The organism is Streptomyces sp. BB1-1-1 (assembly GCF_031597775.1).
In the GTDB taxonomy this organism is placed as follows: domain Bacteria; phylum Actinomycetota; class Actinomycetes; order Streptomycetales; family Streptomycetaceae; genus Streptomyces; species Streptomyces thinghirensis.
Genome location: NZ_CP134203.1, coordinates 3,723,859 through 3,744,613 on the forward strand (window position 1 = coordinate 3,723,859; position 20,755 = coordinate 3,744,613).

Here is a 20,755-nt window from a genome sequence, read left to right on the forward strand (position 1 = left end):
GCCGGTCGGCCCTAGGGACGCTCGCCCGGCTCGTCCACCACCGCCCGGCGCAGTACGGCCGTGTTGCTGGTGACGGTGCCCTCCTCCACATCCGAGTAGTCCTCGTCGGCCACACTGCGCTCACCGAGGAACCGGTGGGTCTCCTTGTCGAAGATCCACTCGTCGCGGGTGGGGTTGTCCGGGTCCTCACGGGTGATCGCGACGCCCTTGCGTCCGGCGGCGTCGACCGCGTTCTCGACGATCGTGACGCCGGGGATGCGAGCGACCGCCCGGTAGAGGGCGGCACTCTGTTCCGGGGGCACGATGGCATCCCGGATCAGGTCGGCGACCAGGACGAACATGGCCTGGTTCGTCTCCTGACCGCTGTACTCGGGGGCGGTCTTCCGCAGCCACTCGTACATCGCGTCGGGGTCGGTGGGCAGGCTGGACAGGTGCTTGTAGTTGGTGGTGATCTCGTAGCCGGGCTCGCCGGGCCGCGCGTCGACGTCCGTGGTCCACTCGCCCCGGCCCGTCTCCCGCATCAGCCCCTTGCGGGAGCCGTCCACCGAGTGCCAGCTCTCCAACCGGTGCAAGGGCGGGATCCTGGTCTTCGCTCCCTCTTCGGTCTGCGCGTAGGACACCTTGCTGTCCACGTACACGAACTGGTCGTCGCGGACGGCGCCATAGCCGTCCTGGTGCTCGGCCGCCAGCGCGATGTTCTCCAGCAGGGCAACCGTGGCCCTGCTGGGTGCCTTGGCGCTCGCATCGCCGTCGCCGGACGGCAGGAGTACGACGGTGACGGCGGCTGCGGTCGCGACGGCCGCGGCGGCGAACGCGGGGCGCAGCCATCGGCGTGGTGTGCGGGCGGTCTCTTCGTCCCGTCGGATCTCGGTCATCAGATGCTCCTTGAGGAGTCGGTGACGGCCCGGCGGAAGGTCCTTCTCGGGAAGCTGCTTCATCGGTTTCCCTCCCTCATGGGCCCGACCGCGGTGGTGCGGTCGTCACCTTTCATCTGTCCGCGCCCGCCGGTGGGTTCCATATATTTTGCGAGCTTTGTCCGGGCACGGAAGAGCCGGGACCGCACGGTGCCGACGGGCACCCCGAGCGCCTCTGCCGCCGCCCCGTAGTCGAGCCCCGACCACACGCACAGTGCCAGCACCTCCCGCTCCGGCCGCCGCAACCGCTCCAGTGCGGTGCGGACGAGGGCCAGCTGCGCGGTGGCGTCCACGCGGCCCGCGACCTCGTCGGCGAAGTCGCGCACGGCCTCGTCACGGGGCAGGCGGGCGACGGCGGCGACGTGCCGACGGGCGGAGCGGCGGATGTTGCGCGTGACATTGGTGGCGATGCCGAGCAGCCAGGGCCGCAGGGATCCGCCCTCCTCGTCGAGGCGCTCGCGCAACCGCCAGGCGTCCAGGAACGTCAGCGATACGACGTCCTCGGCGCTCGCCCAGTCGCCGGTGAGACGGAAGGCGTGGTTGTAGACGGAGCGCGCGTACGCGTCGAAGAGATCACCGAAGGCGTCGTGGTCCCCCGCGCGGATGCGTTTCCGCAGATTCGTGTCCACATCCCCTTGCCTGTCCGCACGGCGAAGGCCGGTTCCCGTGACCTGTGTCACGCGGAACCGGCCTGGCGGGGCGGCGCCTGGTGAGCCGTCCGGGTCAGAAACCGACGGACTGGAGGGCGCCCAGGCCCACGTCCGCGTAGGAGTGCTTGCCGGAGACGAAGATGTTGACGCCGTAGTAGTTGAACAGCCAGCAGCCGAAGGCGGCCAGTGCCAGGTAGGCGGCCTTGCGGCCCTTCCAGCCGGCGGTGGCGCGGGCGTGCAGGTAGCAGGCGTAGGCGACCCAGGTGATGAAGGACCAGACCTCCTTGGGGTCCCAGCCCCAGTAGCGGCCCCAGGCGTCGCCCGCCCAGATCGCGCCCGCGATGATCGTGAACGTCCACAGCGGGAAGACGGCGGCGTTGACGCGGTAGGCGAACTTGTCGAGGGAGGCGGCGGCGGGCAGCCGGTCCAGGACGGAACTGGCGAAGCGGCCGGGCTCGCCGCCGTTCGCGAGCTTGTTCTCGAAGCTGTCCTTGAAGAGGTACAGGATCGTGCCGACCGCGCCGACGTAGAAGACCGCGCCGCAGAAGATCGCCGTGGAGACGTGGATGTACAGCCAGTACGAGTGCAGGGCCGGGACCAGTTGGTCGCTGGCGGTGTAGAGGACCGTCACCGCGAGGCCGAGGTCGAGCAGGACGGTGGTGGTCAGCGGCAGGCCCAGCCAGCGGACGTTCTTCTTCAGGGCGAGCAGTACGAGGTACACGCCGGCGGCGACCGTCGTGAAGGTGATGTTGAACTCGTACATGTTGCCCCACGGCGCCCGCTTCACGGACAGGGCGCGGGTGAGCACGCCGCCCGCCTCGATGGCGAAGGCGAGCACGGTGAGCGAGATGGCGATACGGCCGTAGAGGTCGCCCTTCTCGGTGCCGCCGTGCGCGCCGGGCCCGTCGGGCACGTCACGGGTCCCGGCCGCCGCGCGGACGACGACCTGCGGCCGCTCCAGCACGGCGGTGCCGCCGGCCTTCTGCACGGTGACGGCCGGGGCGCCCTTGGCGTTCGCCTTCCCCTCGCCGGTCGCGGTGAGCGCGGCCGCGGTGCGGCCGACCTTGCTGCGGCTGCCGAAGAGCCACTCGGCGATGTGGGCGAAGAACGCGAGGGTGTAGACCGCCATCGACGAGTAGATCAGCGTGTTGCTGAGGTTCGCGAGGTCCTCGTTGGCCGCGGCGGCCAGGTGGGTCGCGGTGGCGAGAGTCATTTCTCAGGCCCTTCGGCAGGTACGACGTGGGTGTCGGGGGAATCGGGGGTGTCGTCGTCGTTCTTCGGTGCGTCGGGCGCGTCGGAGGTGTCCGGTGCGTCGGGCGCCTGCTCGTACAGGATCGCGGCGAGGTCGCCCAGCTCCTCGGGGACCTTCGCGGACTCACTGCGCCCGAGGCCGGCCATCTCGACGACCGTCACGCCGTCGGCGCCCCTGACGGCCCGGACCCAGACGCGGCGGCGCTGGATGAACAGGGAGCCGGCGAGGCCGAAGATGGCGGCGACCGCGCCGGCGAGCGCCCAGCCGCTGGCGGGCTGCTGGGTGACCTGGAAGCCGGCCCACTCCTGGACGCCGTCGAAGGTGACCGTGCCGGCACCGTTCGGGAGCGTCATGGTCTCGCCGATCTTGAGCTGCTTCTTGAACAGCTCGCCGTCGGAGTCCTTGAACTCCTTCAGGTTCTTCTTGTCGAGCTGGTAGATGCTCTTCGCGAAGCCCGCGTCGACACCGAGGTCGCCGTGGTAGGCGGAGAGCGCCAGCATCGGGTTGGTCAGCGCGGGGAAGGTCGACAGCATCGTGCTGCCCTCGCCGCCGTAGGTGGGCAGGAAGAAGGCGTTGAAGCCGAGCTGTTCCTTCTCGCCCTCCGCGTTGCGGTAGCCGTCCCTGACCATGACGGCACCGGAGGAGGTGACGTTGGAGTCCAGCGGCAGCAGGGCGGTCGCCTCCTTGTCCATGACGACGTTGCCCTTGGCGTCCCTGATGGTGAGGACGGGCGCGTAGCCGTGGCTGACGAGGTAGACCTTGGAGCCGTCGATCTCCAGCGGCTCGTTGACCTTGATGGTGGTCGTCTTCTCCTCGCCGTAGGCGCCTTCGCTGTAGTCGACCTTGGCCTCGTAGATGCGCGGGGTGCCCCGGTTGGGGCCGGTCGCCTCGTAGGTGCCGCGGAAGTTCTTCAGGGAGAAGCTGAAGGGGGCGAGGTCGTGGTCCGGGTCGAAGAGGTTGCCGGACTTGAAGTCGTCGTACTGGGTGAGGGTGTTGGAGAAGCCGTCGCCCTCCAGGATCAGCTTGTTGCCCTCGTACTTGAACAGCTGGCCCCAGGCGAAGGCGATCAGCATCACGATCAGCGCGATGTGGAAGGCCAGGTTGCCCACCTCGCGCGCGTAGCCCTTCTCGGCGGCGACGGCGTCACCGACGGCGTGGGCGCGGAAGCGGCGCTTCTTCAGCAGCGTGAGCGCGGCCTCGCGGACCTGCTCGGGCTCGGCCCCGGTGCGCCAGGTGGTGTACGCCGGGAGCCGGGTCAGCCGCCGGGGGGCGCCGGGCGGGCGGCCGCGGAGCTGGCCGACGAACTGCCAGGTGCGCGGGACGATGCAGCCGATGAGGGAGACGAACAGCAGGATGTAGATCGCGGAGAACCACACCGAGCTGTAGACGTGGAAGAGGCCGAGCGCGTCGTAGAGGGGCCCGAGGATGTCGTGCTTCTCGCGGAAGTCCTCGACCTTCAGGGCGTCGACGCCCTCCTGCGGGATCAGCGAGCCGGGGATCGCGCCCAGCGACAGCAGCAGGAGCAGCAGCAGCGCCACCCGCATCGAGGTGAGCTGCCGCCAGAACCAGCGGGCCCAGCCGATGACCCCGAGGGCGGGGAGGCCCGGCGCCTCCTCCTTGGGGGCGGTGGAGAGCTGGGAGCCGGCGTCGCCGAGTTCCCGCTCCTCGCCCGCCGTGGGAATGTCCTCCGGGGTGCCCTTCGGGGCGTCCGTCGGGGTCTTGCCCGTGGTGGTCTTGCTCATCGGTCAGATCCCTACAGTGAAGCCGTTGGACCAGGTCTGCATGTCCTGCACGATGCTGTCCCACACGCCGGTGAGGAGCAGCAGGCCGGTCGCGATCATCATGATGCCGCCGACCCGCATCACCCAGACATAGTGGCGCTTGATCCAGCCGAAGGCGCCGAGCGCCTTGCGGAAGGCGACCGCGGCGAGCACGAAGGGCAGGCCCAGGCCGACGCAGTAGGCGACGGTCAGTATGGCCCCGCGGCCGGCGGTGCCCTGGTCGGCGGAGAGCGCCAGGACGGACGCGAGGGTCGGGCCGATGCAGGGCGTCCAGCCGATGCCGAACAGCGCGCCCAGCACGGGGGCGCCGATCAGGCCGTTCACGGGCTTCTTGTGGAAGCGGAACTCGCGCTGGGTGAGCCAGGGCATCAGGCCCATGAAGAAGACGCCCATGAGGATCATGAAGACGCCCAGCACCTTGGTCAGGACGCCCTGGCTCTCCTGGAGCGTCTGGCCGAAGTAGCCGAACAGCGCACCGCTGGAGACGAAGACGGCGGTGAAGCCGAGGACGAAGAGCGACGCGCCCGCCACCATCCGGCCGCGCCGGGACTCGGCCAGATCGGTGCCGGTGACCCCGGTCACGTAGGAGAGGTAGCCGGGGACGAGCGGCAGGACGCAGGGCGAGAAGAAGGAGACGAGGCCGCCGAGCAACGCGATGGGCAGGGCCACCAGCAGGGCGCCGTTGAGCACGGTGCCGTTGGTGCCCGCCACGGCGAGCGTGGACAGTGCGCTCACGTCACTTCCCCGACTCGCCGGACTTCGCGGACTTGGCGGACTCGCCGGATCCGTCGGACCCGTCCGTGAGGAACGGCTCCAGCATCTTGCGGAGCTTCTCCTCGCTCAGCGCCTGGAGGGTGCGCGCGGCGACCTTGCCCTCCCGGTCGATGATGAGCGTGGAGGGAATGGCCTGCGGGTTGAGCGTGCCCTTCTCGAAGCGGAGCATCAGCTTGCCGGTCGGGTCGTACAGGCTCGGGTAACTGACCCCGAACTCCTTCTCGAAGGCGCGGGCGGGGCCGGTGGAGCCGTCGCGGGTGTTGATGCCGACGAACTGGACGCCCTGGTCCTTGACGTCCTGGTAGACCTTCTCGAAGTTCTTGGCCTCGGCGCGGCAGGGCGGGCACCAGGAGCCCCACACGTTGAGCACGACGACCTTGCCCTTGTAGTCGTCGACGTCCACGTGTCCCCCGTCGACCGTCTCGCCGGACAGGTCGGGGGCGTCGGCCCGCTCACCCTTGTCCACGGTGGAGATGCCGTCCGCGCCGGTGACGAAGCCGGTGTTGCCTCCGCCACCCGAGGTGCCGCCGGAGCCGCAGGCGGTGGCGAGCAGCGCGACCGCGGCGGCGCCGGTGGTCAGGGCGACGCGGCGACGGGCGCGGGCGGCGGTGCGGTTCGAGCGCAGGGGGGCGCGGCTGGCGGCACTCATGTGAAAAGTTTCGCATGTCCGTTCCGGGGATCTTGCGCACCCCCCTCACGGGCGGAAACCCGCATTTCAGGCGGCGTTTCCGGAGGAAGCCGGTGCCTCCTTCAGGAAGGCCTTCCAGCCGCCGGCCGGCTGCTGCCCGACCTCGACGGTACGGAGCTTGGCCAGCACTTCCGGCTTCTGCACGTCCAGCCAGTCGGTGAACTGGCGGAAGGAGACGAGCCGGATGTCCTCGCCCTTCTCCTTCTCCCGCGCGATGTGCTTGAGCGCGTTCTCGACGGCGTCCATGTAGATGCCGCCGTTCCACTCCTCGAAGTGGTTGCCGATGAAGAAGGGTGCCCGGTTCGACTCGTACGCCCGCTTGAAGCCCGATATGTACGAGTTCGTGGCCTGTTCGCGCCAGCCCGGGTAGTTGTGCGCGGGCGCCTTCGTCGAGTTGACCGACTGGTTGGCGAGGATGTTGTAGTCCATGGACAGCACCTCGAAGGAGTGCCCGGGGAAAGGTATCTGCTGCAACGGCAGGTCCCAGATCCCGTCCTTCTTCGCCGGCCACACCTGACGGCCGCCGGGCGAGGAGGCGTCGTAGCGCCAGCCGAGCTCGCGGGCGGTGGGCAGCAGCTTGTCCTGGCCGAGCAGACAGGGCGTGCGGCCGCCGACGAGTTCCTTGTCGTAGTCGAAGGGCAGGGACGGCAGGTCGGTCCAGCCGGTGTTGGTCCGCCACTCCTTCACGAAGGACTTCGCCTGGTCGATCTCGCTGCGCCACTGCGCCGGCGTCCAGTTCCCGACCGAGCCGCTGCCGCCGCAGAAGTGCCCGTTGAAGTGGGTGCCGATCTCGTGCCCGTCCAGCCAGGCCCGGCGGACGCCCGTGAGCGTGTCCTTGATGTGGGCGTCGGTGAGGTAGCCGATGTCGGAGGCGCCGCGCGGGTTGTTCGGCGGCTCGTAGCGGCGCTTCTTCGACTCGGGCAGCAGATACAGGCCCGAGAGGAAGAAGGTCATGTGCGCGCCGTGCTCCTGGGCGAGGTCGAGGAAGCGCGGGAAGAGCCCGTTGCCGACCTCCCCCGCCCCGTCCCAGGAGAAGACGACGAACTGCGGCGGAGTCTGGCCGGGCTCCAGCGGTACGGGCGCGTCCGGCTGGTGCGGCTGCTTGCCGGTGTACGACGTGGAGCCGTCACCGATGGGCCGGGCCGGGGCCTTGTTGCTGCCGGAAGGCGAGGGCTTCCCGGAACCGCCGGCCTCGTGGGAGCCGTCCGACGATGTGTGGGAGCCGGTACCGCAGCCCGCGAGCCCGACCGCGGCCGCGGCGCCCGCGCCGAGTCCGAGCATCCCCCTGCGGGTGAGAGTGCGGGTGGAAGTGCGCATCGCAACCTCGTTCGTCACGTCCTCTGGTGGTCACCCAGTCAGAGGACGTGACGAACGTGCGGGTTCCGGATATTTGTGCGGATTCCGTAACGAGGGTCACGTACGGGCAGTTGCGCGGGTGGGGGTCGGACCGGCCGTCAGGCCCCGTACGCCTTGCCCTGCCCCTTCACCGGCTTGGCTCCGGCGAGGAGGTGGGCCGGGACGAGGTCACGGGCGGGCTCGGTGTAGCCGACGGACACGATCCGGTCGCCCCGGTACGTGAACGTCGTCAGGGACGCCAGCGTGCACTGCCGCTTGCGCGGGTCGTGCCACAGCCGCCGCCGCTCGACGTACGACCGCAGGGTCCAGATCGGCAGCTGGTGGCTGACGACCACGGCCTCGTGCCCGCGCGCCCGGTCCCGGGCCGCGTCCAGCGCGCCCATCATGCGCACGACCTGGTCGACGTAGGGCTCGCCCCAGGACGGCTTGAACGGGTTGACCACGTGCCTCCAGTTGGCGGGCCGACGCAGCGCGCCGTCGCCGATGCCGAAGGTCTTGCCCTGGAAGACGTTGTCGGCCTCGATGAGCCGGGCGTCGGTGGCGAGGTCGAGTCCGTGCGCCTTGGCGATCGGCGTCGCCGTCTCCTGCGCCCGCTCCAGGGGGGAGGCCACGACGTAGGTGACGTCGCGCGGGGCGAGGTGCTCGGCGACCCGGTCGGCCATGCGCCGGCCCAGCTCGGAGAGGTGGTAACCGGGCAGCCGGCCGTAGAGGACGCCGGTGGGGTTCTCTACCTCGCCGTGCCGCATCACGTGGACGGCGGTGATGTCGTCCCTGTCGTCCCCGGCGCTCACGCGGTCGCCTCCGCGGCCGCGCGGGCCGCCGCCGGGAGGGCGTCGGCGATGCGCTGGACGGCCCGCTCGTCGTGCGCGGTGGACACGAACCAGGACTCGAAGGAGGACGGCGGCAGGTAGACGCCGTTCTCCAGCAGCGAGTGGAAGAAGGCGGTGAACCGGAAGGACTCCTGCGCCTTGGCGTCCTCGTAGTTCCGCACCGGGCCGTCGGTGAAGAAGACGGAGAACATGTTGGAGGCGGTCTGCAGCGTGTGCGCGACGCCCTCCTTGCTCAGCGCCTCGGTGACGAGGCCCTGGATCTGGAGGGAGGTGGCGTTGATCCTGTCGTACGCCGCCTCGTCGAGGAGCCGCAGCTGGGCGAGCCCGGCGGCCGTGGCGACCGGGTTCCCGGAGAGGGTGCCGGCCTGGTAGACGGGCCCGGCCGGGGCGAGGTGCGCCATGACATCGGCACGTCCGCCGAACGCGGCGGCGGGGAACCCGCCCCCCATGACCTTGCCGAAGGTCATCAGGTCGGGGACGACGCCCTCGACGCCGTACCACCCGGCCCGGCTGGTCCGGAACCCGGTCATCACCTCGTCGGAGACGAACAGCGCGCCACTGGCCGCACACGCGTCCTTCAGCCCCTGGTTGAACCCGGGCAGCGGCGGCACGACGCCCATGTTGCCGGGCGAGGCCTCCGTGATCACGCAGGCGATCTCGCCGGGGTGGGCGGCGAAGGCGGCGTGCACGGCGTCGATGTCGTTGTACGGCAGCACGATCGTGTCGCTCGCCTGGGCGCCGGTGACACCGGGGGTGTCGGGCAGCGCGAAGGTGGCGAGGCCGGAACCGGCGGCGGCGAGCAGCGAGTCGACGTGACCGTGGTAACACCCGGCGAACTTGATCACCTTGGTGCGCTGCGTGAACCCTCGGGCGAGCCGGATGGCCGACATGGTGGCCTCGGTCCCGCTGGACACCAGCCGCACCTGCTCCAGCGGGGCGACCCGCTCGACCATCGCCTCCGCGAGGGCGACCTCTCCCTCGGCGGGCGTGCCGAACGACGTCCCGCGCGCGACCGCGTCCTGCACGGCGGCGATCACCTCGGGGTGGGCGTGCCCGAGGATCATCGGCCCCCAGGAGCAGACGAGGTCGACGTACTCCCGGCCGTCGGCGTCGGTCAGGTACGGCCCGGTGCCGGACACCATGAACCGGGGCGTGCCGCCCACGGCGCGGAAGGCCCGCACCGGGGAGTTCACGCCGCCGGGCGTGACGGCCGCCGCGCGGTCGAACAGAGCCTGCGAGGCCGGTGCTTCGTATGGATATGCCAGTTCGCTCATGACCTGCGACTTCTCCGACCTTCTCGACCTTCTCCGACGTATCGGACTCCGCTACGGACCCTCTCGGACCCCGCCCGACCTCTGGTTGCCCAGGGTGACCTCATTCAGGGTAGACAACCGCCCCGACCGCCGCGTCGTCTGCCAGACTGGAGCCCGTCCGCGCAGCTCACACAGGCGGCGCGGAGAGGGGCCGCCGGCCACCCCGGGACATATGACGGACATATGTTTCACGGCACGTTTCGGCGAGCGGCCGTGGGGGAGGTCACTGACACGATGATCGGGTTGCGCGGCGGGGGCCACGCGTCCTAGAAAAGCAGTCGGGTGGAGATATGCATCGCGGTGGCGGACTGGGCGAGGGGACCGACGACCTGGGTCCTCGACGTGCCCGGCGGGGAAAACACCGACGCGAGGCGGAGGAATCGACCGAAGCACGTCAGACTCACGGCACGCCGAGCGAACCCGACCGGTTCGAGGAGCGGGCCGACCGGCTGGGGGCGGGGAGCAGGAATGGTGGTCGGGTGGGGGTGACCTACAAGTACTTCGGCGCGCCCGACGGCGCGACCGCGGCCCGCGTCCCGATCTCGATGCGCCCCGAGGAACTCGGCGGCGACGAGCTCGGGATGAACGGCATGTTCACCAAGATCAAGCCGGAGACCATGGCCGCGATGGTCCTCACCGGCATCGAGGGCGTCCCCCTGCACAAGGTCCCGCCGCTGGAACTGGTCGTCCTGCACCCCGACTACGCGGTCGTGAAACTCCCGATGACCGTCGTCGACCCCCTGCGCGGCATCGGCGAGGAAGCGGTCGGCGCGGCAGCCTTCATCTGGTCGACGGTGCCGGACCGGGGCGGGCCCCGGGACGCGTTCAATGTGTACCAGTTGCTGCACGAGTGGCAGGACTTCAGCCACCGGCTGCATGAGGCGGGGCATCAGCCGTATTGCCTTGTGTGGCCCTGAGCCGGTCTGAACTGGGGTTTCGCAGCTCCGGGGTTGCCGGGGCCGAGCACTTCGCCTTCACGGACCTGCCGGTCCTGGCCCACCGACTGGGCCTGTCCGATCCCGCGGCGCCGCTCTCGGGCGAACGCTCATGGCAGCTCACGCGAGAGGCGGCAACTCGGCAGGCGAACCCGATCAGCCCGGACCGATGCGGCTGAGGTGCTCCCAGCTCGGCGCGCAGGGGCTGATACTGCGCCAGGGGTTCGGTGTTCGTGGTGCCGGCGGTGAACAAGCCGGTGTTGTAGCCGCCCATCTGGACGATGGTGACCTTGATGCCGAACCCTTCGACCTCCATCGCCCCTCCGTGGCCTCCTCCACCATGCCGTGGAGCATCGCGCCCGCGTTGTTGACACTGCGTGTTTGTGCCACGGTGCGCCTCGAGCCAGGCAAGAACGGCCGGATATCTCAAAGTAATCAGACGAATGCTCAGTGTGAGCACGGCCAGCGGGCTGTGCCGCCGAGCAGACCTTGTCACCGCGCCCCGCACCCGCATGAACGGCTTTGGCGCGCCTTCCAAAGGGGCCCGCCGTGTCGAGCGTCGGGCAGGTCGCGTCTCCTGCATGGAGGAATGATGACCGGCATCACGAAGATCACTGTCCAGTTGTGGACGGCGAGCGATGCGGAGGCCGGGACCAACGGCTTCGTGTATCTGGGGATCGCCGGCCGGGAGTTCCATCTGGAAACCTCCCGCGACGACTTCGAAGCCGGCGACAACTACACCTACATCTTCGGCGACGACGCCGACCGCTACCCCGTCTACCTCCGCTTCGAGGGCAAGGACAACGACGACGCCTGGTGCCTGGAAGGCGTCACCGTCACCGTCAACCCCGGCGGCACCGGCACCCGTACCTACGACAACGAGCAAGACCCTCCACCTCAAGCGGGTCTGAGCGCCGGTGTCTCGGCATCGGCATCGGCGTCGTCCTCGTGCCGGGATCGGCGTGGGGTGAGGCAGCGGGTGGTGGCCCGCTGAGAGCCTGCCCGGCCAGTTCAGTGCCGTTCACGATTCGCCTTGGCCGGGTGCGGGCGGGGTCTTCGGGCCCCGTCCTTTCCGCGCTCAGACACATCGTTGAGCGGCGCTCGCCACGTCGATGAGTTTCCGGGGTGGGGCCGGTCTGCACAGGTATGGAGACTCACACACTCGAGACGGCCGGCGCGGACCTCGTCTACGACGTTCGCGGACCGCTGCCGACCACAGATGGACGCCCGCCGCTGCTCATGATCGGGCAGCCCATGGACGCCGGCGGCTTCGCCGCGCTCGCCGCGCGCTTTCCCGAGCGGACCGTGGTCACCTACGACCCGCGCGGGCTCGGTCGCAGTACCCGTAAGGACGGGCGGGTCGACCACACGCCGCAGACCCAGGCCGACGACGTGCACGCCGTCATCCAGGCGCTCGGGGCCGGGCCGGTCGAGATGTTCGCCAGCAGTGGCGGAGCGGTCACCGCGCTCGCGGTCGTGGCGAAGTATCCCGCGGACGTGACGACTCTGGTCGCGCACGAGCCGCCGCTCATCACCCTCACGCCGGACGGCCCGGCGGCCGTGCGGGCACGGGCCGGGGTCCGGGAGGCCTACGAGAAGCGGGGGTGGGGGGCCGGGATGGCCGCGTTCGTGGCCATGACCTCGTGGGAGGGAGAGTTCACCGACGCGTACTTCGAACAGCCGGAGGCCGATCCCGCCGCGTTCGGCATGCCCACGGAGGACGACGGCTCACGTGACGATCCGCTGCTGTCCGAGCGGTCATGGGCGGTCAGCAGCTATCGGCCGGATGCCGACGCGATCGCTGCCGCGCCGACCCGGACCGTGATCGCCGTGGGCGAGGAGTCCGAGAACGTGCAGACCGGACGCACCTCCGTCGCGACCGCCGAACTGCTCGGGCAGCGGGTGACCGTGTTCCCGAGCCATCACGCCGGCTTCTGCGACGGAGAGTTCGGATACCCGGGGAAGCCGGACGAGTTCGCGCGTCGACTGCGGCAGGTCCTTGACGACGCCTCGTGAGCCAACCGCTGACCGGGGGGTTCTCCCGCCCCGGGCGCGGTACGCAGGCGCGGGAACCGGGCCGGGCCCTGGAGACCGCCGTCGCGGAGCGCACGTGCGGAGCCGTGTCCCCGGCCGGCTGATCTCCGTCCTGGGCGCCGGGGTCGTACTGCCGGCAGGGTTCGCGTGCTCCGGTCCGCAACCGACCCCGGGCGCCCGGCCACGTCCCGATCTCTTCGTCGAAACCGGGCAGCCGGGAGAGCCCTCCCACGGCCGCCGGCCGAGGGCACATCAGGGCATATGAGCCTGGCTGGGGACGGCTGCTGTGCGAAGTCACGGACGCCAACAGAACCGCCCTCACCCGATCAGCGTCGCCCGCGACCGATGGCTGGCCGCCGAGGCCGAGCCGGTCGCCGAACGCTGGGCCGCCACCGGCAAGTGGCAGATCGCCTCCGTCGAGGCACGCAACGGCATCGTCGTCATCGGCGTACTCGGCCTGCCCCCACAACCCCGCCCCCGCCGCACTGCGCGAGGCGCTCGACGCCAACGGTATGCGCGACGCCGACCTCGAACTCCACCTCGTGGGCGGCCGGACCCACTGGTGTCCGGCGGACACCGACACGTGCGGCGTGCGACAGACCAACCGCAGCTGACGGCGGCCCGACCGTCCAGCCGGTCACCTGAGTGGCCGTGCCCACCGGGGTCTCACGGGCCGATCACGCCGATCCTGGCACCATGAGCCGAGAAGACACCCGGGAGCCGTCCGGCCGGGCCGACGGGCACAAGAGCGCCGGACGCGGCTCTGCCCTGACCCCGTCCCGGATCACCGTGCTGGTCCTCGCCGCCCTCGCGATCGTCCTCATCGCCGAGAACACCCGGGAGGTCAGGATTCGGCTCGTGGTGCCCGTGGTCACCATGCCCCTGTACCTGGCGCTCCTCATCATGTTCGTGCTGGGCGGCCTGTGCGGGGCGCTCCTGCTGCGCGGCAAGGGCAAGTGACGTCGCGGGGCGGCCCGGCGATCGGCCGCCCGCGCTGCGCCACGGCACGCTCGGCGTCAACCAGGCGACTCACGATGCCGCCGGCACTGGAAAGAGGCCATCAACTCTCCCTGTCCGCTGTCGCGTGCCGGGCGTGCGCGCCGGTCGGACGGTGCGGCGGTCCGGCGGCGCGGTCGATCGCCGTCCCGACGGCGGCGATCCGGTCGGCGAGGAGGCCGAGGGCGGCCACGGCGCGGGTCGGCTGGTCGTCCTCCGGGCCACCGAGGGCCCGGCCGCGGACGTAGGCGGCCCGCACCTCGGCCCAGCGAGCCGACTGTCCGCTGGTGAGCGTCCCGCGCAGTTCCGCCAGCTTCAGCAGGTTCTCCTCCGCTCCCGCGGTGAGGGTCTGGGCCTCGGCCCGGTAGTGGTCCTCGATCAGCGCGGAGAGTTCGGCGCTGTTCATGACCGGCTGGATCCGCTGGGCGATCTTGCGCATGTTGCGGTACGAGCCCTGGAGCCGGAAGGGCGGTTCGGTGCGGGCGGCGTCCGTCCGGGCCGCGGAGGCGATGTAGGCGGCGTTCACGGCGAGGACCGTCGCGCGGGCGGTGAGCAGGTGGCGCAGGACGGAGAGGACTCGTTCCAGTTCCGCCGGAGCGTAGGGGTGGGTGAGCCGGTCGGTCCGGGCCGACGTGTCGCCCTCGGCGAGGCGGAGCAGCAGGTCGAGGTCGGCGCGGTCGCGGCCGGCGAGCGGGGCGAGGACCGGGTTGGCGGTGAGGGCGTTCTCGACGAAGCTCAGCGCGAAGGCGTGCTGCTTGCCGGTGAGGACGTCGCCGAGGTTCCAGACGTCGGCGCGGTTGGCGAGCATGTCGGGAACCTGGAAGCGGCTGCCGGACTCGGTGTAGGGGTTGCCGGCCATGCATACGGCGAAGCGCTTCCCGCGCAGGTCGTAGGTGTGGGGCTCGCCGTCCCGCACGCCGTCGACGCGGCGGGTGGCGTCGCACAGCGGGATGAACTTCTGGAGCAGCTCGGGCGAGGTGTGCTGGATGTCGTCGAGGTGCAGGAGGGTGTTGCTGCCCGCGCCCAGCGCGAAGTTGATCTTCTCGACCTCCTGGCGTGCGGTGGCGTTGGGGGCCTCGGCCGGGTCGAGGGAGGTGACGGCGTGCCCGAGCGCCGGGCCGCTGATCTTCACCAGCATGAGGCCGAGGCGGTCGGCGACGTACTCCATGAGCGTCGTCTTGCCGTAGCCGGGCGGGGAGACCAGCAGGAGCAGCCCGCCGGTGCCGGTGCGGTGTGCGGGGTCCGTGGTGCCGAGTTGCTTGGCGAGGCTGTCGCCGATCAGCGGGAGGTACACCTCGTCGATGAGCCGGTTGCGGACGAAGTCCGACATCACGCGTGGGCGGTACTCGTCCAGGCGCAGCCGGGCCCGCTCGGCGGCCACCAGGGTGCCGCGGCGCCTCTGGTAGGCACGGTGGCCGGGCACGTCGTGGGCGCGGAAGGCGCGGGTGCGGGCGAGGAGTTCGTCCACACGGACCGTGAGGGTTTGGCCGGTGATACGCGGGTGGGTGCCCAGCAGGCCCCGCACGGTCTCCGACAGCGGGGCGTCGCACGCGTAGCGGGGCAGGTCCGGGCAGAGTTCGGCGGCCACCGCTTCCGCCAGGTCACCGGGCGTGGTGTCCGCGCCGGTGGACGTCGTGTACGCGGTGAGCCACGCCTCGACGAGCTGGCGGCGCGCGGCTGGGTCGGCGAGGGCGGTGAGGTCGTCGTCGTAGGCCGGACCGCCCACCGTGCGGCGGAACTTCTCCAGCAGGGTGCGGGTGGCGGCACCGAGGACGAAGCCGTCGGGGCCGGTGGTCAGCTCCTCGAAGAGGTACGCGGCGCCGGCCTCCGCGTTCTCCCCGCCGATGGCCTGCGTCAGTTCTCCCCGCAGGTCGGCGATGGCGGGCGCGAGCCCGAAGGTGTCCCGGGCACGGGCCAGGGAGACCGCGCGCCGCTGCCAGTCGCCTCGCGCCCGGTCCGTCGTGCCGTGCGCCCAGAACAGCTGGGCGGCGGCGCGGGCGGCGGGCTCGTGGCACAGCGGACCGGCGGCCTCGTGCAGACGCAGCAGGGCGGTCAGGATCAGGGTGGCGTCGTGGTCGTGGACGCCGCGCTCGTAGCCCTCGTCGTACGCCTCCTCCGCCGCGCCCCGTACCAGGGCGGCCAGGTCGTCGGTCTGGGCGAGGGCCGCCGGGCCGTGTGCGTCGAGCAGGCGGGCGGCGAGGTGTTCGGCACGGTAGACCTCGGGTGACTCGGACGGCAGGAGCCGGTCCCAGTAGGGGCGGGTGCCGGAGAAGTCCGGGTCGGTGACCGGGAACCGGTGGTCGGTGCCGGTCACGGCGAAGGCCAGGCCGTCGCCGTCGGGGACGAGGGTGAGGTCGAGGGGCTGGGTGTTGACGGCGAAGCGGTGGCCGCCCAGGCGCAGGGTGCGGCCGTCGTCGGCGTACAGGTCGGCGCGGTCGCGCAGGGCGCGGGACGCCTCCTGGCGGGCGGCGTCGAGGCGGCCGTCGAGTTCCTCGGCGCGCACCGGGTCGCCCAGTTCCCGCAGTTCCGTCGCGGTGCGGCGCACCTTCGCGGGCATCGGGTCGGAGGTGAAGAAGGTCGTCACGGCGTCCGGGTCGGCGAGCGTCGCGGCGCGGCGGACGACCGTCCGCAGGACACGGTCCGCCGAGTCCGCCAGGCGCTCGGCGCGGCGGGCGCGGGCGTCGGCGAGGGACTGCTTGCGGGCGGAGAGCGCCTCGTGGACCTCGTCGCGCTTGTCCGCGAGTTCGCCGAGGAAGTCGTCGAAGTCGGCGAAACGGGTTTCGAGGTTCTCCACCTGGACCAGCAGGCGGGCGAGTTGCTCGTCGCACGCGTCAGGGGTGTCCGCCACGGCCAGGGCGCCGGTGACCGCCTGCCCGAGCAGCGCGAACTCGGCGGCGAACCCGGCACGGCCCTCCCGGTCGCGCAGGGCACGCCGACGGGTGTCGAGAACCGCCCGGGCTCGGTTGACGCCACCGAGGGCCTCCGCGACGCGCTCCAGGATGGACGTGCGGACCGTGGCGTCGCCGATGTCGAGCCCGGCGACGACCTCGGTCACCGCGCCGAGCTGCTCACCCAGCTCGTCGAGGCGGGCCCCGAGGGGCGCGGCCTCGGCTGCGGTGCCCATCGCCTCGGCGTCCGCGACGAGCCGCTCGACGTCCGCGTGATGGTCGGCCAGGGCGTCCTCGCGCGCCAGGTGGGCGACGGCCCGCTGCCCGAAGGCGGCCAGGTCGGCCTCGGCGCCGGTGGCGAGCTCGTCGATGCGGGCCGTGTCCGCGTACCGCGTCTCCTTGAGGGTCAGCAGGTGCCCCCGTGCCCGGCGCAGCTCGGTCAGCCCGGCCACCCACGCGGCGGCCCCGCGTGGCGCCTCGCCGCGCAGCCGGCGTACCACCCCGGCGAGCCGCGCGGCGGCCTCGTCGAGCGCGTCGGCCGCCTGCCGGGTGAGGGCCTGCACGTTCTCGAACTCGGCGAGCACCTGCTCCGCCGTGTCGCGCAGCTGTGCCAGCGGGTCCGCCAGGTCACCGGTCTCGGGATCGCCCAGCCAGTGGTGGGCGTCGGCGGCCCGGGCGCAGGCGGCGGCCAGTTCCGCGTACACCCCGCTGGTCGGGGTGGTCTCCGTGGCGGCACGGGTCACGGCCAGGCAGTCGGCGATGCCCCGGACGAGGTCGGCGTTGCCGATACGGGCCAGCGGGCCGCTGCCGGCGGGCCGGGCGGCGTCGTACGTGTCGGACACGAACGGGGAGGACCAGCGCTGGACCGGGTGCACCCGGGCCGGCTCGCCGCCCTCGGACCGCAGCAGTGTGAGCGTGCCGTCGTCGAACAGTGCCCACCCCTGGCACGACAGCGGGGCCGCGACCTTCTTGCGGATCCGGTTGTACGGCAGCAGCAGGGTGCGGCCCCGGGCGGGCGCGCGGAACGTGTACAGCACGTCCTCGCCGTTCGGTGAGAGCACCTCGCGCTCGAACTCCACGCCGTTCGGATCGAGTTCGTACGTACGGTGATCACCGGTGGCCAGATAGTGGCCCCCGGGGAAGATGATCCCCTGGTCCTCGGGGAGCCGGCGGCACGCCTCCCCGATGCCGTCGAGACGGACCACTGTCCGGGTGAGGGTGTTGAACACCAGGTACCGGTCGGTCTCCTCCTTGTAGGGGCGGACGCGCAGCAGGATCAGGGCACCCACGCGCGCGTGGGCGATCTCCGCGTCGGCGAGGGCCTGGAGCGGCTCGTCGACCGGTTCGCCGTGGATGCCCTGCGCCGTCTCGGTGTCGTTGTCCACCTTGACGGTGAGCGCGCCGCCGACGGTGGCGACGAAGACCTCGCCCCGGACGGAGACGTGCGGGTGCCGGCCGAGCACGTGGTCCTCGCGGGTCGCCTCGGTCCACGTGAAGTCGTGGGAGGGCGGCAGGACGTGGTCGCGGTCGCCGCGTGCGTCGAGGAAGGACGCCCGCCCGTCCTCGGTGAGTGCCCAGCGCAGTACGCGGATGTCGTCGGCCTTCTCACCGGTCCGGAAGACGGCGAGGAGTCTGCCCTCGACGCGGCGCAGCCGGATGAGGGTGGCCTGGCGGTAGTAGCGGTACAGCGCGCCGAACTCACGGACGAAGGCGGGGTCGTCCAGCAGGCCCGGCACGGCGTCCTCGGGCAGCCGGTCGAGGTCCCGGTCGTGCAGCGCGAAGACGTCGCCCACGGTCGCCTCGGACTGGGTCGCGAACGCCGTGTTGTATCCGAGGAGCAGCGTGTCTCCGACGGCCACGACGTCCTGCGGCACACAGGCCCGCTCGGTGCCCAGCCGTTCGGTGCCGGTGAGTTCGAGCCGGACCGAGCCGAACTCCTCGACTCGGCGGGCGTTGAGCGCCTCGGCCCGCCGGGCGAGTTCGGCGGCCTGCGCGGTGAGCCGGTCCCGCAGCACCTCGTAGGTGCCGGTGTCCAGCGTTCCGTGCGTGCCGGAGGCCCCGCTCGGGCCGGTGTGCGGGCCGGTGCCCGGTGCGGTGTGCGGGCCGGTGCCCGGCGTCTCCTGTGTGCTGGTGTCCGCCCCGGTTGCCATGGGGTTCCTTTCCGCGGGTGGGCTCCGGAGCCGCCGTCCCCTGCTCGGCGGCTCCGGAGGACGAGGTGGTCGGACGGTCAGGCCTTGGCGCTGCCGTTGAGGGGCGCCGGCGAGGCGTCGGCGAGGCCCGGTGCACCCGCCTCGTCGAGGAGCTTCCGCACCTGGCCGGAGTCGTCCGTCTTCATGAGCTTCATCAGCAGGGCGGAGACGGTCAGGTTCTGCACGTCCGCCGTGGAGACCGAGCCGAGGACCCGGCCGAGGTCGTCCGGGAGGTTCGAGGTGCCGTCCAGGTACGGCTTGGCGAGGGCCTGGGCGGTCTCGGAGTGCTGGACGAAGCCGTCGACGCTCTTGCCGAGCGCGATGGAGGACATCAGGCGGTCGAAGAACACCGACTCGCCGCCGACGATGTTGATGTCGGCGTTCTCCAGGCCGGTGGCCAGCACCGTGGCCTGCGCCTCGGCGACCTGGCGCTGCACGTCCAGGCCGGCGAGCCGGATGTCCTTCTCGGCCTCCAGCCGCAGCCGGTACTCCTCGTGCGCGCGGGACGCCTCGTCGAGCGCCGCCATCGCCGCCGCCTTCTCCGTCAGACCGGCCGCTTCGGCCTTCAGCTTCTCGCCGACGCCCTCGGCCTCGGCGAGCGCCTTCGCCCTGGTCCCCTCGGCCTCCGCGCGCATCCGCGCCTGGGCGGCCTCGGCCTCCGCGCGGCCGGCCTTCTCGATGACCTCGGCCTCCTTGTCGCGGACCTGGACCTCGGCCAGCCCCTGGGCGGCGCTCTCCGCCTGGATGCCCTCGGCGAGCCGCAGCTTGGCCCGCGCGTCGAGGTCGGCGCTCTTGAGCCGGGCCTCGGCCAGGGTGAGTTCCTCGGCCGCGCGGTGGGTGGCGGCCTGCTCCGCGGCCTCCGCCGCCTTGATGTCCTTGACCAGCTTCTCCTGCGCCTCCGCCTCGGCGGCGATGATCACGGCCTGTCGCTGCCGCTCCGCCTCCTCCACCGCGCGCAGCTTCTTGATGGACTCCTCCTGCTCGGCGACCGTGCGGTCCACGGCGACCCGCTCACGGATGACCTCGGCGATGTCCCGCTTCTCGGCCTCGACCTCCTTGGAGGCCGCGATCCGGGTCAGTTCGGTCTCCCGGTCCCGCGCGATGACCTCCAGGAGCCGGTCCTTCTCGATGCGCTCGCTCTCGATCGCGATGACCCGTTCCCGGTTCTTCGCGGCGACGGCGACCTCACGGGCCTGGTTCTCACGCTGGACGCCGAGCTGCTCCTCGGTGCGCAGGAAGGCGCCCTGCGCGCGCAACCGCTCCTCCTCCACCACCCGCGCGGTCTCGGCCTCCTCGCGCGCCCGTACGGTCTCGATCTCCCGCTTCTGCTTGGTCTCGGCGTCGACCTGCCGGCGCTCCAGCTCCAGGATCGCCTCCCGGGCGTCGACGTTCTGCCGGGTGATCTCCTTCTCCTCGGTGCGCTGGGCCTCGTTGGTGCGCACGTGCTCCACGGCCGTCAGCTCGGTGATCTTCCGGATGCCCTGCGCGTCGAGGACGTTGGCCGGGTCGAGCTGGGTGAGCGGCGTCTGCTCCAGGTAGTCGATCGCCGCGTCCTCCAGGTGGTACCCGCTGAGGTCGACGCCGATGACCTCGATGATCCGGTACCGCAGCTCCTCGCGCTTGGTGTAGAGGTCGGTGAAGTCCATCTGCTTGCCGACGGTCTTCAGCGCCTCGGAGAACTTCGCGTGGAACAGCTCCTGGAGGGTGTTCCGGTCGCTCGCCCGCGCCGTGCCGACCGCCTGGGCGACCTTGACGACGTCCTCGACGGTCTTGTTGACCTTGACGAAGAACGAGATCCGGATGTCCGCCCGGATGTTGTCCCGGCAGATCAGGCCCTCCTTGCCGGCCCGGGTGATCTCGATGGCCTTGACGGAGATGTCCATCACCTCGGCCCGGTGCAGCACCGGCAGCACGACCTGCCCGGTGAAGGTCACGTCGACCTTGCGCATCTTGGAGACGATGAGCGCCTTGCCCTGCTCCACCTTGCGGAACAGCCGGGAGACGACGAGTACGGCGAGCAGGCATAGGACGACGAGCACGCCCGCGCCCACGATCATGGCATTCATCAGCTACGTCCTTGGCAAATAGGGAAGGGTGAGCCCGCGCCGGGCTCGGCGGAGTCACGGTGGCGGCCCGGCGAGCCCGCAGGGCACCG

15 protein-coding genes are annotated in these 20,755 nt (G+C 71.4%); 4 read left to right on the top strand and 11 right to left on the bottom strand.

The features are described from left to right. Positions 1-11 precede the first annotated feature (11 nt). The 9 genes from RI578_RS17125 to hemL form a co-directional block, all read right to left on the bottom strand. Positions 12-938 carry a CU044_5270 family protein gene (locus RI578_RS17125; RefSeq protein ID WP_310871888.1) on the bottom strand — a complete coding sequence of 309 codons (927 nt, stop codon included), beginning with the start codon at positions 936-938 and terminating at the stop codon, positions 12-14. Next, a complete protein-coding gene (locus RI578_RS17130) occupies positions 935-1,543 on the bottom strand; it encodes an RNA polymerase sigma factor (protein ID WP_310871889.1) in 609 nt (202 codons plus the stop codon). Before RI578_RS17130 ends, RI578_RS17125 begins: the two co-directional genes overlap by 4 nt. A 94-nt stretch (positions 1,544-1,637) precedes the next feature. Next, positions 1,638-2,777, bottom strand: coding sequence for a c-type cytochrome biogenesis protein CcsB (ccsB, locus tag RI578_RS17135; RefSeq protein ID WP_310871890.1), 1,140 nt, complete (start codon positions 2,775-2,777; stop codon positions 1,638-1,640). After that, on the bottom strand, positions 2,774-4,558 hold the full coding sequence (locus RI578_RS17140; RefSeq protein ID WP_310871891.1) for a cytochrome c biogenesis protein ResB: 1,785 nt from the start codon (positions 4,556-4,558) through the stop codon (positions 2,774-2,776). The genes ccsB and RI578_RS17140 overlap by 4 nt, the downstream gene beginning before the upstream one ends. Before the next feature lie 3 nt (positions 4,559-4,561). Next, complete coding sequence (locus RI578_RS17145; RefSeq protein WP_310871892.1) at positions 4,562-5,332, bottom strand: cytochrome c biogenesis protein CcdA; 771 nt, start codon at positions 5,330-5,332, stop codon at positions 4,562-4,564. 1 nt (position 5,333) lies between these two features. Further along, positions 5,334-6,020: a TlpA disulfide reductase family protein gene (locus RI578_RS17150; protein WP_310871893.1), complete on the bottom strand. Its 687-nt coding sequence runs from the start codon at positions 6,018-6,020 to the stop codon at positions 5,334-5,336. 66 nt (positions 6,021-6,086) lie between these two features. After that, positions 6,087-7,376, bottom strand: a complete 1,290-nt coding sequence (locus RI578_RS17155; protein WP_310871894.1) for a hypothetical protein — start codon at positions 7,374-7,376, stop codon at positions 6,087-6,089. 137 nt (positions 7,377-7,513) lie between these two features. After that, on the bottom strand, positions 7,514-8,161 hold the full coding sequence (locus RI578_RS17160) for a histidine phosphatase family protein (protein WP_310875787.1): 648 nt from the start codon (positions 8,159-8,161) through the stop codon (positions 7,514-7,516). A 41-nt stretch (positions 8,162-8,202) separates the two neighbouring features. Further along, complete coding sequence (gene hemL, locus RI578_RS17165; protein ID WP_310871895.1) at positions 8,203-9,519, bottom strand: glutamate-1-semialdehyde 2,1-aminomutase; 1,317 nt, start codon at positions 9,517-9,519, stop codon at positions 8,203-8,205. Positions 9,520-10,037: 518 nt separating this feature from the next. Here hemL and RI578_RS17170 point away from each other — a divergent pair. From RI578_RS17170 to RI578_RS17185, 4 genes are all read left to right on the top strand, one after another. Beyond that, positions 10,038-10,475: a hypothetical protein gene (locus RI578_RS17170; RefSeq protein WP_003974483.1), complete on the top strand. Its 438-nt coding sequence runs from the start codon at positions 10,038-10,040 to the stop codon at positions 10,473-10,475. Positions 10,476-11,082: 607 nt separating this feature from the next. Beyond that, positions 11,083-11,487 (top strand): PLAT/LH2 domain-containing protein, encoded by a 405-nt coding sequence (locus tag RI578_RS17175; protein WP_310871896.1) that lies wholly within the window; start codon positions 11,083-11,085, stop codon positions 11,485-11,487. Positions 11,488-11,639: 152 nt separating this feature from the next. Continuing rightward, a complete protein-coding gene (locus RI578_RS17180; RefSeq protein WP_310871897.1) occupies positions 11,640-12,509 on the top strand; it encodes an alpha/beta hydrolase in 870 nt (289 codons plus the stop codon). Positions 12,510-13,223: 714 nt separating this feature from the next. Continuing rightward, on the top strand, positions 13,224-13,487 hold the full coding sequence (locus tag RI578_RS17185) for a lipopolysaccharide assembly protein LapA domain-containing protein (protein WP_310871898.1): 264 nt from the start codon (positions 13,224-13,226) through the stop codon (positions 13,485-13,487). Between the two features lie 100 nt (positions 13,488-13,587). Here the strand turns inward: RI578_RS17185 and RI578_RS17190 are convergent, their stop codons facing one another. Continuing rightward, positions 13,588-18,561, bottom strand: coding sequence for a DNA repair ATPase (locus tag RI578_RS17190; protein WP_310871899.1), 4,974 nt, complete (start codon positions 18,559-18,561; stop codon positions 13,588-13,590). Between the two features lie 77 nt (positions 18,562-18,638). Then, complete coding sequence (locus tag RI578_RS17195) at positions 18,639-20,666, bottom strand: flotillin family protein (protein ID WP_310871900.1); 2,028 nt, start codon at positions 20,664-20,666, stop codon at positions 18,639-18,641. Between the last annotated feature and the right edge of the window lie 89 nt (positions 20,667-20,755).

Coding starts and splice junctions, on each gene's coding strand:
- ccsB (WP_310871890.1), bottom strand. CDS start 2,777: ATGACTCTCGCCACCGCGACCCACCTGGCCGCCGCGGCCAACGAGGAC.
- RI578_RS17150 (WP_310871893.1), bottom strand. CDS start 6,020: ATGAGTGCCGCCAGCCGCGCCCCCCTGCGCTCGAACCGCACCGCCGCC.
- RI578_RS17175 (WP_310871896.1), top strand. CDS start 11,083: ATGATGACCGGCATCACGAAGATCACTGTCCAGTTGTGGACGGCGAGC.
- RI578_RS17125 (WP_310871888.1), bottom strand. CDS start 938: ATGAAGCAGCTTCCCGAGAAGGACCTTCCGCCGGGCCGTCACCGACTC.
- hemL (WP_310871895.1), bottom strand. CDS start 9,519: ATGAGCGAACTGGCATATCCATACGAAGCACCGGCCTCGCAGGCTCTG.
- RI578_RS17140 (WP_310871891.1), bottom strand. CDS start 4,558: ATGAGCAAGACCACCACGGGCAAGACCCCGACGGACGCCCCGAAGGGC.
- RI578_RS17195 (WP_310871900.1), bottom strand. CDS start 20,666: ATGAATGCCATGATCGTGGGCGCGGGCGTGCTCGTCGTCCTATGCCTG.
- RI578_RS17160 (WP_310875787.1), bottom strand. CDS start 8,161: ATGCGGCACGGCGAGGTAGAGAACCCCACCGGCGTCCTCTACGGCCGG.
- RI578_RS17185 (WP_310871898.1), top strand. CDS start 13,224: ATGAGCCGAGAAGACACCCGGGAGCCGTCCGGCCGGGCCGACGGGCAC.
- RI578_RS17190 (WP_310871899.1), bottom strand. CDS start 18,561: ATGGCAACCGGGGCGGACACCAGCACACAGGAGACGCCGGGCACCGGC.
- RI578_RS17180 (WP_310871897.1), top strand. CDS start 11,640: ATGGAGACTCACACACTCGAGACGGCCGGCGCGGACCTCGTCTACGAC.
- RI578_RS17155 (WP_310871894.1), bottom strand. CDS start 7,376: ATGCGCACTTCCACCCGCACTCTCACCCGCAGGGGGATGCTCGGACTC.